14 protein-coding genes are annotated in these 13779 nt (G+C 62.7%); all 14 read left to right on the top strand.

Annotated elements, in window-relative coordinates:
- The 14 genes from ACSVDO_RS12955 (at window position 1) to ACSVDO_RS12890 (ending at window position 13717) form a co-directional block, all read left to right on the top strand.
- Window positions 1-858 carry a head maturation protease, ClpP-related gene (locus ACSVDO_RS12955; RefSeq protein WP_489592594.1) on the top strand — a complete coding sequence of 286 codons (858 nt, stop codon included), beginning with the start codon at window positions 1-3 and terminating at the stop codon, window positions 856-858.
- 9 nt (window positions 859-867) lie between these two features.
- On the top strand, window positions 868-2061 hold the full coding sequence (locus ACSVDO_RS12950) for a phage major capsid protein (protein ID WP_489592592.1): 1194 nt from the start codon (window positions 868-870) through the stop codon (window positions 2059-2061).
- Between the two features lie 49 nt (window positions 2062-2110).
- Window positions 2111-2530 (top strand): hypothetical protein, encoded by a 420-nt coding sequence (locus ACSVDO_RS12945; protein WP_489592590.1) that lies wholly within the window; start codon window positions 2111-2113, stop codon window positions 2528-2530.
- Complete coding sequence (locus ACSVDO_RS12940; RefSeq protein ID WP_489592588.1) at window positions 2527-2862, top strand: head-tail connector protein; 336 nt, start codon at window positions 2527-2529, stop codon at window positions 2860-2862. The genes ACSVDO_RS12945 and ACSVDO_RS12940 overlap by 4 nt, the downstream gene beginning before the upstream one ends.
- Window position 2863: 1 nt before the next feature.
- Window positions 2864-3187, top strand: coding sequence for a phage head closure protein (locus ACSVDO_RS12935; RefSeq protein WP_489592586.1), 324 nt, complete (start codon window positions 2864-2866; stop codon window positions 3185-3187).
- Window position 3188: 1 nt separating this feature from the next.
- Window positions 3189-3644 carry an HK97-gp10 family putative phage morphogenesis protein gene (locus tag ACSVDO_RS12930; RefSeq protein ID WP_489592584.1) on the top strand — a complete coding sequence of 152 codons (456 nt, stop codon included), beginning with the start codon at window positions 3189-3191 and terminating at the stop codon, window positions 3642-3644.
- The gene (gp17, locus tag ACSVDO_RS12925) at window positions 3645-3983 is read left to right on the top strand and encodes a tail completion protein gp17 (protein ID WP_489592582.1); all 339 of its coding nucleotides are present in this window, start codon (window positions 3645-3647) and stop codon (window positions 3981-3983) included.
- 63 nt (window positions 3984-4046) lie between these two features.
- Window positions 4047-4514, top strand: coding sequence for a phage tail tube protein (locus ACSVDO_RS12920; protein ID WP_489592580.1), 468 nt, complete (start codon window positions 4047-4049; stop codon window positions 4512-4514).
- A 112-nt stretch (window positions 4515-4626) separates the two neighbouring features.
- Window positions 4627-5094, top strand: coding sequence for a hypothetical protein (locus ACSVDO_RS12915; RefSeq protein WP_489592578.1), 468 nt, complete (start codon window positions 4627-4629; stop codon window positions 5092-5094).
- A gap of 83 nt (window positions 5095-5177) precedes the next feature.
- A complete protein-coding gene (locus ACSVDO_RS12910) occupies window positions 5178-5501 on the top strand; it encodes a hypothetical protein (protein WP_489592576.1) in 324 nt (107 codons plus the stop codon).
- Window positions 5502-5578: 77 nt separating this feature from the next.
- Window positions 5579-11233 carry a phage tail length tape measure family protein gene (locus ACSVDO_RS12905; RefSeq protein ID WP_489592574.1) on the top strand — a complete coding sequence of 1885 codons (5655 nt, stop codon included), beginning with the start codon at window positions 5579-5581 and terminating at the stop codon, window positions 11231-11233.
- Window positions 11230-12165 (top strand): hypothetical protein, encoded by a 936-nt coding sequence (locus ACSVDO_RS12900; protein ID WP_489592572.1) that lies wholly within the window; start codon window positions 11230-11232, stop codon window positions 12163-12165. The genes ACSVDO_RS12905 and ACSVDO_RS12900 overlap by 4 nt, the downstream gene beginning before the upstream one ends.
- Window positions 12162-13304, top strand: a complete 1143-nt coding sequence (locus ACSVDO_RS12895) for a glycine-rich domain-containing protein (RefSeq protein WP_489592570.1) — start codon at window positions 12162-12164, stop codon at window positions 13302-13304. Before ACSVDO_RS12900 ends, ACSVDO_RS12895 begins: the two co-directional genes overlap by 4 nt.
- Window positions 13305-13306: 2 nt before the next feature.
- On the top strand, window positions 13307-13717 hold the full coding sequence (locus ACSVDO_RS12890) for a hypothetical protein (RefSeq protein WP_489592568.1): 411 nt from the start codon (window positions 13307-13309) through the stop codon (window positions 13715-13717).
- Window positions 13718-13779 lie beyond the last annotated feature (62 nt).

Raw genomic sequence — 13779 nt, 5'->3', positions numbered from 1 at the left:
ATGAGCATGAAGAATTTGCCGGCGGCCCCGATGGGTCGGCCGAGCGCTAGCCTGCGCTGCGAAATCCTGCCGCGCGCGATGGAGCGCTGGAGCCCCGAGGTTCGTGCAGCGGATCGCGATGACGACCGTTCGATCAGCATTTACGACGCTATCGGTTACGACCCGTGGACGGGCGAGGGCGTAACAGCCAAGCGGGTCGCCGGCGCCCTGCGCAGCCTGGGGAAAGGGCCGGTGACCGTGAACATCAACAGCCCGGGCGGCGACATGTTCGAGGGCCTCGCCATCTACAACCTGCTGCGTGAGCACGAAGGCGAGGTAAACGTAAAGGTGCTTGGCCTGGCGGCTTCTGCAGGCTCGGTCATCGCGATGGCTGGCGACACAGTGCAGATCGCGCGCGCCGGCTTCCTGATGATCCACAACGCGTGGGTCGTGGCCATGGGCAACCGCAACGACCTGCGCGAACTGGCGGCCTGGCTTGAGCCTTTCGATGCTGCGATGGGCGACATCTACGCGGTGCGAACCGGCCTTGAGCCCAAGGCCATTGCCAAGCTCATGGACTCCGAATCCTGGATTGGCGGCGCCGCCGCGGTCGAGCAGGGCTTCGCCGACGAACTGCTGGCCTCCGACCAGGTGGGGAAGGGCGCGGCCAACGCAAGCGCCTCTGCCGTGCGCCGTCTCGAGGCCGCGTTGCGCAACAGCGGCATGCCCAAGAGCGAGGCAATGCGCCTCATCAGCGAATTCAAGTCCAGCGCGGGTGATCCCGCTGGCAGCGGCGAGGGAGATCCCGCCGAGCATGGCCCGCTGGCCGACATCAGCAAGACCGCGGCCTTGGCCGCATCCCTCACTTCCATCCTTTGAAAGCATCACATGCCGCAAATCGAACAAGACATCCAGCAGATCAACGCCAGCCTGAAGACGGTGGGCGATCAGCTCAAGACCCACGCCGAGACGGCGGCCAAGAACGCCGAACTCGGTACGGAAACCCGCGCCAAGGTCGATGACCTGCTCATGAAGCACGGCGAGCTGCAGGCGAACCTCAAGAACGCCGAGCAGGTGCTGGCAAAGCTGGAAGCTAACGGGGCTGGCGGCGACGTGCAGCACCAGTCGCTGGGCCAACAGTTCGTGAACACCGAAGAGTTCAAGGCCTTCGCCGGCAAGACAACGCCGCGCGGGCGTGTGGACATGACGGTCAAGTCGGCCATCACGTCGCTGACCACCGACGCCGACGGCTCTGCCGGCGACCTGGTGCAGACCACCCGAGTGCCTGGCATCGTCTCCATGCCGCAGCGCCGCATGACCGTGCGTGACCTGATCACTCCCGGCAATATGGACGGCAATGCGCTCGAGTACGTCAAGGAAACCGGCTTCACGAACAACGCGGGCATGGTGGCCGAAGGCGCCAAGAAGCCCGAGTCCTCGCTGAAGTACGACCTGATCAGCACCACTGCCAAGGTCATTGCGCACTACGTGAAGGCGTCCCGCCAGATCCTGAGCGATGCTTCGCAACTGGCCAGCCTGATCGACGGACGCCTGCGCTACGGCTTGGCATTCAAGGAAGAGCAGCAGCTGCTCAATGGCGATGGCACCGGCCAGAACCTGCTGGGCATCATTCCCCAGGCGACCGCTTATTCCGCTCCGTTCGATCCTGCCGGCACGGAAACCAATATCGACATGATCCGCCTGGCAATGCTGCAGGCCTTTTTGGCCGAGTACCCGGCGACGGGGCACGTGATGAATCCCGTCGACTGGGCGCGCATCGAACTGCTCAAGGACACGACGGGCCGCTACATCATCGGCAATCCGCAAGGCAGCATCGGCGCCACGCTTTGGAATCTGCCGGTGGTTGAAACCCAGGCCATCCCGGTGGACAAGTTTCTGACCGGCGCTTTCAAGATGGGTGCTCAGGTCTTTGACCGCTGGCAAGCGCGAGTCGAAGTCGCCACCGAGAACGAAGACGACTTTGTGAAGAACATGGTCACGATCCTGGCCGAAGAGCGGCTGGCGCTGGCTGTGTATCGCCCTGAAGCGTTCATCTACGGTGACTTCGGCAATGTGACCTGATGGCTGGGCCCGTTTCGGCGGGCCTGCCCATCTCCATCGGGAGAATCTCATGCTCATCAAATTCAAAAAGCCGGACCCGCGCGCCGGCATAACGGCGCGCATGGATAGCAGCCGCGGTCAGCAGTTGATCGATGCTGGCTCAGCCGACGCTGTGCCGGAGGGTGCCGATGGCGCGCGTTTCCCAGATGCGCGCGCGGCGCTGGATAATGCACTTCGCCAGTTGCCCGGTGGCAACGACGATCCCGACTATGTGGCGCGCGCGATGCGCAACCACTTTGGAGCGGCGTTCACGGATGCCGACGAGGCCAAGGTGCGCGAAGTGGTCTTGGCGCCGCAAGTGGCTCCCGTCGAGCCTGCAGCGGTCGCAGATGCCCCTGGAATCTCGCAGCCTGAGCCGCACGCAGAATCTACCGCGACCCAGGAAAACGAGCCGCCCACGCCGGCTAAGCCCGCGCGAGGCAGAAAGTGAGCCTCATCGACCTGGACACAGCAAAGCTGCATTTGCGGGTCGATGACGATGCGGAGGATGCGCTTATCGGGCTGTACATCGAAGCTGCCGAAACTGCAGCGGTCGACTTTCTGAATCGCAGCGTGTACGCCACGCCGGCAGATATGGAAGCCGCCGCTGAGCCGGTGGAGGCGATGCCTATGGTGGTCAATGCAGCGGTACGCGCCGCCGTTCTGCTGATCCTGGGTCATCTTTATGCGAACCGCGAGGATGTGGTGGCCACGGCGGCCAACAAGCTGCCTATGGGTGCGCATTCTTTGCTGTACCCGCACCGCGTTGGACTGGGGGTGTGACATGCAGGCAGGCTCCCTCAAAGACCGCATCACCATCCAGCGACACACGCAGGCTCAGGACGAGTGGGGCACGCCGATACCCGGTCCTGGTGCCTGGACGGAGCTTGCCAAGGTCTGGGCCGATGTGAAGCATGCGTCCGGCCTCGGTGCGATCAAGGCCGACGCCGACGTCTCCATTGTCCGCGCCTCGATCCGCATCCGCCGCCGCACTGAAGTGGATGCGGGCATGCGGGTGCTGTTCGGTGCCGCGGTCTATGACATAGAGGCGGTGCTGCCCGGGCGAACCAGGGAGTATCTAGACCTGGCATGCAAGAAGGTGCAATGACATGGCGGACAGTTTCAATGTGCGTTTTGATGGGCGAGGTTTGCACGTCCGTCTTGACCGAATTGCTCGCGCTGTCAGTTCTGCTGCGCGTCCGGCAGCGCAGGCGGGCGCTCAGGTGTTTTATGAGCAGGTCAAGGTCAATGTGCCCGTCTCCTTGCATCCGCACTATTTCTATGGGCGGAACTCGCGAAAGAGTGGCGTTCGGTACTACTTTGATCCCGGCGCCCTGCGGGACGCGATTTATCAGGTGTTTGTTCCAGAGCTTTCTGGTGATGGTTACGCCCACTACCGGATCAGCTGGAATCACCTGAAGGCGCCATATGGGCACATGGTTGAGTTTGGGACCCTCCATGCAGATCCCCATCCCTTTGTTCGCTCCGCTCGAGGGCAGGCTGACGACCGTGCAAAGACGGCAATGCTGGACCGCCTTAAGCAGGACATGAAGGAGGTGCTTTAAATGGAAATTCAACTGGTCGCCTTGTTGCGCCAAGTCTGTGAAAAGACCTATCCGTCGGTGGCTCCAGAGGGCGCAAAAGCGCCCTACATCGTCTGGCATGCCGTTGGCGGGCGAGAGCTGACCGCGCTAGACAAGAAGCGAATCCGGAGAAATGCGCTGGTGCAGTTCACGGTATGGGATCAGACGCCGGCAAGTGCTGGCGGTTTGCTCGACCAAGTGGATTCCGCCCTGCGCGCCTCTGCTTCGCTACAAGCCTCCCCCTCTGGGGCAAGGCGAATGATCAGTGACCGGGACGCCGGCTTGTTCGGGCAAATGCAGGACTGGTCGATCTGGTCCTAACAAAACGTGTTCTTCAACCCCAGCCCGCAATAGCGGGTTTTTTTACGTCCGAAAGGAAACGCCATGTCTGGTGTGGAAACAGTCGCGGGTACGCGAATCAGCATTTCGGCGGCCAAGCCCGCCACTTACGACGAGGCCGGCTACGAAGCAGTTGCCTCCTGGGCCAAGGTCGGCGAGATCACCGATGGTGGATCGCACGGGCGCACCTATAACGAGGTGACCCATGGGCCCATTGACACCCGCGGCACGCAGAAGTTCAAGGGCTCCTTCAACGAGGGCACTAAGACGCTGCAGCTGGCGCTGGATAGCTCCGACGCTGGCCAGCTGATCGTCAAGGACGCACTGGCGTCTGATGCCAGTTTCAGCTTCAAGGTCGAGTACCAGGGCGGTGACGTGGACTACTTCCAAGCCCTGGTGCTTTCGTTCCAGAAGGCGACGGCCGGCGTCGACAGCATTCGCTCGGCCACGGTTCAGCTGTCACTGACCACGTCGAAGGATGGCGTCGGCATCGTTGAAGTCGTCACCCCCTAAGCCGCAACCATTCGGCCTTTAGGCCTCTCCAGCACCGGCCCGACTGCTTCGTCTCTCAGCGGAGGCGGGCGGTCGGGCGCGGGCATTTCTTTTCCCCCGCTGAAAGATCCACATGACCAAAGCCACAACCAACACCCAAGCCAAGACCGTCGCCGACGAAGTCCTGGTGGATATCACCGCGTTTGACATGGTGGGCGCTTGCGCTGCAGGCCACGCAGCCACGTTGCGCAATCCTGATGGCACCCCCACTGGCATCACCCTGATCGTTCGCGGAGCCTTCGCGCCCGAGGTGGTCGCCTGGAATTCCAGCACAGCCGAGAAGTTCCTCAACGAGCAGCGCGCTGCTCAGCGCCGGGGTAAGGCGCCGAAGAGCAAGACTGTGGACGAGCTCGAAGCTCAGAACATTGAAGGCGCCGTGGTGCGGGTTGCTGACTGGAAGGGCGTTCGCCAGCCCTTCAGCGCCGACCAACTGCGCGCGGCCCTCAAGCGTAACCCGCACTGGACTGCGCAGATCGTGGAGGAGTCGGAAAGCCTGGGAAACTTTGGCACGACCTCGGAATCCAGCTCCGAGACTACGTAAAGCAACTGGCCTGGCTCCAGGCTCCGATCGATCCGCCCAAGCGCGCCAAGGACCAGGCGCCGCTCCCCAGCAGGGCCGAGCGTATGGGTGAAGACGCGGAGCTGCCGCTGCCCGAGCTGGAGGACGGCTATCACCTGATTGAGGCGCTTATGGAAGCCGGCCCGGTTTCTTGTGCTGGCATGGGTCTGTCGGCGCTGTCCTGGCAGGAAATCAGCGCCTGGCACGCAGCCACCGCCAGCCCCCTCCGGCCTCATGAGCTGCAGCTGCTGCGACGCCTCTCGAGCATCTATCTGGCGCAGCTTGAAAAGTCGAAGGCAGAAGGGTGTCCGTCGCCGGAAATCATCCGAGCCGAGAGAGGCGACGCCAAGAAGCTCGCGGCGCGCATCAAGAGTGTGCTCCGCGACTGATTTTCGCTTGTCGCAACAGAGTGATTTTTGAACCCCTTCGGCCATGCCGCGGGGGTTTTTTATTGGCTGGAGAGTTTATGTCCAACGACTTGGATGCGCGCATCAAAGTAGGCGCCGATACGCGGGAGGCCGAGGCAGGCATCGATCGCGTGAATGATAAGGTTTCTGCGATGGGAGAGACCGCGTCCAAGGCGGGCGCCAAGGCGTCGACCGCTTTGGATGGCATGGGGAAATCCAGTGAAGCGGCCGCCACCAAGTTCACGCGGAGCGAGTCCGCCATGGGCGTTGCCCTGCGGAAGACGGTCGAGCAGATGGAAATCGCGGTGCGTCAAGCCAAGAGCGTGGGCGATGCTTTCCAGATCAAGGCCGACATCCGTGGGTTCGATGCGTCCAAGTTTGACCCAATGCTGGAGCGCCTACGTCAGCTTGAGAGCCAGCTGTCCGTGGCGAAAGCAGCCGAAGAGGAATTCGCTGCGCACAACGCTTTCGCAAAAAAGCATCAGCAGGCAGCTGAGTTGATGAAAGCTGCGCAGTACACCAGTTGGTGGGCTGTAGAGCTTGAAAAGGTGGAGGCTGCAGAGAAGAAGATTGCAGCAGAAGCCGAGTTCGTGAATTCGCTGAAGGCGCAGGCAGCCGCCATAGGCAAGACGCGAGCGGATCTGCTCGAGCTGCAGGCTGCACAGATGGGGGTCGCCTCGCAGGCTGCGCCCTTCATTGCCAAGTTGCGAGAGGCAGAAACCGGAATGTCCGGCGCCGGAATGTCGGCCCGGGCCATGAGCGCCGCAATGCGCGGCGTTCCCGCCCAGATCAGCGACATTGTTGTGAGCCTTCAGGGTGGCATGCCCATCATGACGGTATTCATGCAGCAGGGCTTCCAGTTGCGCGATATGTTCGGCGGTTTTGGCCCGGCAGGCAAAGCGCTTGCAGCGACGCTGGTGAGTCTGGTGAACCCGTACACCGTAGCTGCAGCCGCGGTGGTAGCGCTTGGCGCTGCTATGTATTACACGGAAGACAAGCTGCGCACCAACATGGCGCTGATGGCGCAGTTGGAGGCAACGGGCCGCGCGGGCTACTTGAACAGTGAGGCCATCAAGCAGCTCAAGAAGGACATGGCGGATCTTCCCGGCGTCAGCAAAAGCATGGCATCGGCCATCATTGCGGACCTGGTCCAGGTGCGAACTTTGGGCGGTGAGGCCCTGCAGAAGATCGCATTGCTGTCGGCAGACTTCGCGGCCGCCACGGGGCAGGACGCCGCGGGAGCTGCCAAGGAGCTTGCCAAGGCGATGGAAGACCCGGTTAAAGGCGCCCAGGCTTTGGATGAGGCCTTCAACTTCCTCACTGTTTCCCAGTTGCTTGCCGTTGAGGCCATGGTGGAAGCCGGCGATAAGGCAGGGGCACAAGAAGTCGTCTTAGACGCGCTCGGCAACCGCGTCAAAGACCTGGCCGAAAAGAAGCTCACGCCACTGCAGGAGGCAACCAAGAATTTTGGCGATGCGTGGTCTGATGCCATGAGCCGCCTGGACGACAAGGGTGTGCTCAATTTCGCCAATAGCGCCCTTGCCGGGCTGATCATCAAAACCGGAGATTTGATCACTGCGCTGAGCAACATTGAGATCCCTGCATCCCTGAAATGGCTCGCCAACCTTCATCCTGCGCTGAAGCTCGCCTCCATGGCCGCAGATTCGCTGGCGGCCACTGGCGCTGCGGCTGCAAGCAAGCCAGTTTCCACCGGCGGCGTCACAGGCAGTTGGGGTGAGAACACAGGGGGAGTGAATGGCAGTTGGGGTTCTCCGCCCACTGCCGGAGTGAAGTCGGATGCCGACGTAGCTCTGGCGCAGCTCCTTAAAGATACCGCTGGCCTTCGAGCCAAAAGTGATGCCGCCAAAGAGTTGGGCGAGACGCTGAGTCGCCTGCAAGCCCAGCAAAAGCGCTTGAGGGATGAGGGGCGGGGCGACTCCAGTGAAGCGGCCGAGGTTCAGGCAAGCATCAATGGTGTCACCGAGAAGATCAAGACGCTCAGCAAGACGCGTGATGATGGCTCCAAAAAGGAGCAGTCCACATATGCGGAGCTGGCTGCATCGATCCAGGCCAAGATCGATGTCAACAAGCAGGAGCTCGAGTTCTCGGGGAAGCTGAACGAAGCGCAGAAGGCGGAGATCAAGCTGAATTCCGACTTGAAGGAGGGCAAGATCAAGCTGTCGGAGGCGCATGAGAAGGATTTGCGCAAACGCATAGAGGAGTGGAAGCAGCAAGAGCAGGCCCAGGAAAAGGCCAGGCAAAACGTTGCGATGTACCAGCAGCAGCTGGACATAGAGACGGAGCTCACCGAGGACTACCTGAAGCGCAGCAAGGCGCTGGAGTCCGCGCGCCTGGCAATGGATGCCTACGAGAAAGCGGCGCAGGAGGACCACGAACGCTTGCAGCTTGAGGCCGGCCTCATCGGTATGAGTAATCAGGCTCGAGCTGTTGCGCTGGCGCAGTACGACGCCGAGCTGGAACTCAAGCGCAGGATCGAAGCGATCGACAACAAGCTCGACGCGACTGAGTCCCAGAAGGAGGAGCTGCGAGCTCGCGAGCGTTTAGTGGCCGCGAAAAAGCTCGCCACCGCCGAGAGCAAGGTGCACGTGGACGAATGGGCCAAGACTTCTCAACTCATAGGCGACACCCTCAGCGACTACATCATGGGCGGCGGCAAGGACGCAGCCCAGTACCTCAAGCGCCTGTTTGCCACGCTGATCTTGCAGCCAGTGGTTCAGTACGGGGTGAACTCGGTCATGGGCGCGCTGGGCATGGGGCAGCAGGGCTCCGCCGTGCAGTCGGTGCTGGCTGGTGGCAACGTCGGCTCTAAGGTGCTGAACAATGCGGGCGCGATCGGCGCCGGTTATCAGGCGATCTACGGCGCTTCAGTTGGCGCATCTTCCGCAAGCTTGCTTGGGGCAAATGCTGTCGGCCTGATGGGCGGCGATGCAATCGGAACCCTCGCAGCTGCGAATGGCATGTGGGCGGGTGTAGCGACCTCGGCCTCGCAAGCTGCGGTTGCCGCCAACCTGGCCATGGAGGCAGGCACGGCGGTTGCGCTGGAAGCGGGCACGCTGAGCGCTGCCGCATCGGGCGCGGCTGCTTCAGCTGGCTCGTTGATGTCGGGCTTTATGGCGGCGGCGCCATGGATAGCCGGGGCGGTCGCGCTGTTGAGCGTCATCAAGGGCTTTGACGATTCCGGCACCCCGCACAGCGGTGCAGGCGCGGTCTACAGCAAAGCGACAGGCGTGCAGTCGGGCGCGGGTATCTACAACCAGGCCACTTTCGGCATGGGCCATCGCGACGAGTACAGCGAAGCGATGCAGGCCGGCATCAGCGGCATTGCGCAGGGCCTGGGCCAGACGCTCGACGCCTTTGCAGTCTCCTTCGGCAAGACTGCGGGTTACAGCGTGGCCACGGCCTTTGCTGACGACTCGAGCAAGGACGGCTCTTGGGGTTCGCTCAAGATCGCAGACGCCCTGGGCAATGTTCTGGTGAACTGGGAAGACTCGCGTTCCAGCAAGTGGGCACCAAAGACTTTTGCTGACGGCGAGGAGGGCTTCAAGCAGTACCAGAGTGAAATCTTCCAGTCCGTCAAAGGCGAGATCGAGAAGATGGATATTGCGGGTTGGGGCCGCCAGATCTTGAAGACTGCAACCGACATCGACACGCTGAACACGGCGCTGCAGCAGATCGCCACCGTGAAAACGGTGTTCGAGGGCCTGGGCAAGACCATGGGCATGTTTGCGGACCTCTCCGGAGAGCTGCAGACGCAATTGCTGGCCGCGTCCGGTGGCATCGAAGCACTCGGCACCAACGCAGGGGCGTTTTACCAGAGCTTCTACAGCGAGGGCGATCGCGCGCAAACGCAACGCGAGTTGCAGATGGGCGCTCTGGGCGACATGGGCTTGTACATCGACCCCTTCCAGGGCGATGCAGCAAAGGAGATGTTCCGGCTGACGGTCGAAGAGGCCATGGCTTCAGGGCAGGTGGCATTGGCTGGGAAGCTGCTTGCCATGTCGGCATCGTTCGCGGAGACCGCTGATTACGGTCAAACCCTTCTGGACGCGACTGCGACAGCGGCCAAGGATGCGGCCCAAGAAGCGGCGGCCGCGGCGACATCGTGGACGGGCCTGGGCAAGGTCCTAGCGATGTTCTCCGGCCTTTCGGGCGAGGTGCAGTCGGGTCTGGTGGAGGCCTCTGGCGGCATGGATCCGTTGGTCAGCAATGTGGGCGCCTTCAACCAAGGCTTCTACAGCGAGGGCGAGCGGGCGCTGAGCCAGCGCGCGCAGCAGATGGCCGCCCTGGCTGAGATGGGGCTGTATATCGACCCTGCAGAGGGCGATGCCGCGAAAGAGCTGTTCCGCAGCACGGTCGAAGAAGCGATGGCATCGGGCCAGACTGAATTGGCGGCCAAGCTGCTGGCGATGTCCGGGGACTTCGCCTCGACAGCCGACTACGGTCAGCAGATGTTCGAGGACATGGAGGCGGCGGCGAAATCCGCCGCCGAAGTGGCCGCGCAGACTGCCGCTCAGTCCATGTCCGGCGCCTGGTCGAACTTCGGCACGATGGCGGGCCTGGCCGCGCAGTACACCGGCAACACGTCGGGCCTGTCGCAGCAGCTGGGTGTCGTGCAGGGCAGCTATGCCAATGCGACAACCACTGACGGCCGCGTGGCGGCGCTGCAGCAGATCATCAACCTTGAGCAGGGGCTGTGGAATGGTCAGCAGGCAGCGCGCCAGGCAGAGGCAGCAGCGGCGACGGCGCGGGCCAATGCGGCGCGCGAGCAGGTCAACGCGGCAAAGCAGCTGCTGAGCGCAGCGCAGGGTCTGGGCAGCTATGCCAAGTCTCTGGGCTTCAGCGAGGCTTCCGGGCTGGGCGAGGCTGAGCGCCTGGCGGCCCTCGATAGCGAGCGCCGCGACCTGCTGGCAAAGGCGCGCGCCGGCGACACAGGTGCGATGCAGGACCTGCAGGGCGTTACGGGCAACTATCTGACGCTTGCGCAGCAGATGGCGGTCAGCCAGCAGGACTACAGCGTGCTCAGCGGTCGCATCGCGGCAGAGCTGGCAGCTACGGCGGCGATACAGGAAGCCTCGGCCACAAGCCAGGTCAGCCAGTACGAACGCCAGATCGCTGCAGCCGAATCGGTTGCGGCCAGCTCCGCAGAGCAGTTCAAGGTCAGCGCGGCAACGCAGAAGCTGATTGATGACCTGCTGGTGGAGTCGGCCACGGCCTTCGAGACCGAGGCAACGCTGGCACAGAAGCTGATCGACCAAGGCGGTTTTACGGTGGAGGTGCTGAAAGGCCTTCCCGCTGAGCTGTCCGGCGCCATCGGCGCATCGTTGATCCCCGCTATTACTGGCCTGGCCGGCGCGGTGCTTGATTCGGTGCGCATGGACGGCTCGCACGCGGGCGGCTTGAGCTATGTGCCCTTTGATGGGTACAGGGCAGAGCTGCACATGGGTGAGCGCGTGCTGACGGCGGCCGAGAACCGGTCGTTCCGCATGCCGATGGTGGCCGCGCCAGTCCAGCAATCCAACAAGGATCTGGAGTTGAAGGTGGAGCGACTGGAGGCCCAGATGGGGCGCATGGCAGACGCCACCGAGAAGCTGCTTGACATCACGGACCGCGTTTCTGCGGACGGCAATGCCAATGCGACCGAAATCATGAATATCGAGGCGCTTGCAAAGGCGATCGCGGAGGCTATGGCATGACACAGGGCAGCGCAATGCTGCTCCTGCCAAACCAAATCACGGCAGCAATGATCACAACGGGCACTTCGGTGCCCGTTGTCGATTCTGCGCGCGGCGAGGTGGCATGGAGCATCGCCACGGCCTACACGGGCGTGGAAACCAAGATCAACGACGGAGGGAAATTGTGGACGGCGGTGGCTTCGAGCACTGGCGTGAAACCTGGCACCGACTCGACCAAATGGCGCGAAACCGGGCCTTCGAATCGCATGGCGGCGTTTGACGACAAGCTCAGCACCAGGAGCGTAGGCGCGGGCGAGTTGAAGCTGGTGATCAAGCCAGGGTTCTTCAACGGCTTGGCGCTCTATGGCTTGGTCGGCGAGCAGCTGGAGATTACGCTGCGCAACACCCCGGGCGGCACGATCATTTACCAGTGGATCGGCGACATGTTCGAGCAGCCTTTCGGCTTGTTCGAGTACCTCTACATGCCGCTGCGCCAGATCACCAAGCGTCTGGCCGCCGATCTCGCAATGGGCACCGATGCCGAGTTGACCATCCGGATCACGGCTGCCGGCAGCGGGGTCTGCGGCGTTGGCATGGTGGTTTGCGGCTTCTGGGAAACGCTGCTTGGTACGGGCGAGTTCGGCGGCGTCGAGTACGGCGCATCAGCCGAAATCAAGACCTACAGCTACATCAAGACCGAGGAAGACGGCTCGACCTCGATCGTGCCGCGCGCTTCCGCGACCAACATCAATTGCAGCGTCGTCATTGACGCGGAGCAGGCCAACAAGGCGGCGGACGTTCTGACGCAGGTCTTGGCGAAGCCTGTGGCCATCGTCCTGAGCGGCCTGCCGCGCTACGAGTACCTCAACACGTTCGGCCTGATCTCCGGGAACGTCACGGCTGACACCTGGCGCACAGCAAAACTTCAAATTACAGGCAAGGGCTACATATGACCGACATCGTTCCGGTTCCTGCGGGCATCCATTCGACGGAGTTCCCGACGAACGCAGATCGCACCGCAGGAACGTTCAACCCGAAAGTGGTGGCCTGGGGTGACTCGACGCGCGCGCAGTCGGTGCGCGATCGTGAGATTGCCTTGACCGCGTACACAAACGCAGTGGCCGCTTATGAAGCGGCGTTGGCGGCCGGCGAGTCCGAGGAGCAGGCGGCTACGTCAGCGCTCGAAGCCTTCAACGAGGCAAACCGCAGCCACATTGAGGCGAACCGATCCGAGGCCGGCGCGGCGAGCTCCTGGGCTGCTGCTGCTGCTGCCGGCGCGGCGGCTGGCCTGCCGTCGCTGGTGGGCAAGGCTGGCAAGGCGCTGGTGGTGAAGCCCGATGAGACTGGCGTCGAATGGGGGGATGTGGTCAATGCTCGCGGCTCGCAGGAATACACAGCGTCGCAGACCATTCACAAGTCCCTTTTTGGCACGGCCACCTATGTGCTTGTTGAGCTTTGGGGTGGCAGCGCATCTGGCGGAGCTTCTGCGGGAACGTCCGGCACGACCAGTGCGGCTGGCGGTGAAGGCGGCTCATACGCATCTCGGGTCATCCGCGTTGCCGATCTGGCGACAAACACAACATTGACCATTGGCGCTGGCGGAATCGCAGTGTCTGCGACTGCTACATCTGGGGCGGGCGTCAGGGTCAGGGGAAACAACGGGGGGAATTCCAGCTTCGCAGGTCTAGTCGCCTATGGCGGGTTGGCTGCTTCTGCACAGTATCCCTCTGCAGCTCCATCGAACTCTGCCGGCGGCGCAAACGGCGGCGCTGGGGGAGGGGAGGGAGCCGTGCCTCCAGCCTCTGATCCAAATGCTCGGTTCATGGGCGGCCCTGGTGGTGATTCGTCCATGGGTGGCGGCGGCGGTGGCGGCGGAACAGACGGCAATTTCGCTGCGTGGAGAGTTGCAGGGGTTTCGCTGACCGTTGGCAATGGAGGTGCAGGTAAGGATGTCACAGTCACTGGCCAAACCGGAAACCCTGGAGCCATCCCTTCTGGCGGCGGAGGGGGCATCCGGTTGCAGGCCGCAGCTGGATCTTCGTGCACATCTGGCTCTGGCGCTCGCGGCCAAGCACGACTCACATGGTGGTAAGCATGGCAAAAACATACGCAATCATTGAAGGCGGCGTCGTCGCAAATATGGCGCTTGCCACGAAGGCGCTGGAATCAAACTGGGTGCTGGCGACTGCCGGCGTGAGCATCGGATGGCTGCATGACGGCACTGCATTCAGTCCGCCGCCCGCGACCGAGCCGCAGCCCGATCCAGTGCCGCATTCCTGCACCCGCCGCCAGGGCCAGCGAGCATTGCTGGTCCACGGGCACCTTGACGATGTGGAGGCGGCAATCGCAGCCATCACCGATCCCCTCGATCGGCGCGATGCGCAGATTGAGTACGAGGCAGGCATCTGGGAGCGCGACAACCCATTCGTACAGCAGATGTGGGCGCAGCTTGGCGGCACGCCCGAGCAGCTCGATGACCTGTTCCGCATGGCGGTCACGCTTTGACCGGCGCCGCTCCACCCGCACCCGCTTCGGCGGGTTTTTTTACGCCTGCTGAAAGGCTCTGA

The organism is Comamonas sp. DB36, assembly GCF_057914905.1.
Note: the sequence above shows the minus strand (reverse complement) of the source record. Positions and strands in the feature narration are given on the sequence as shown.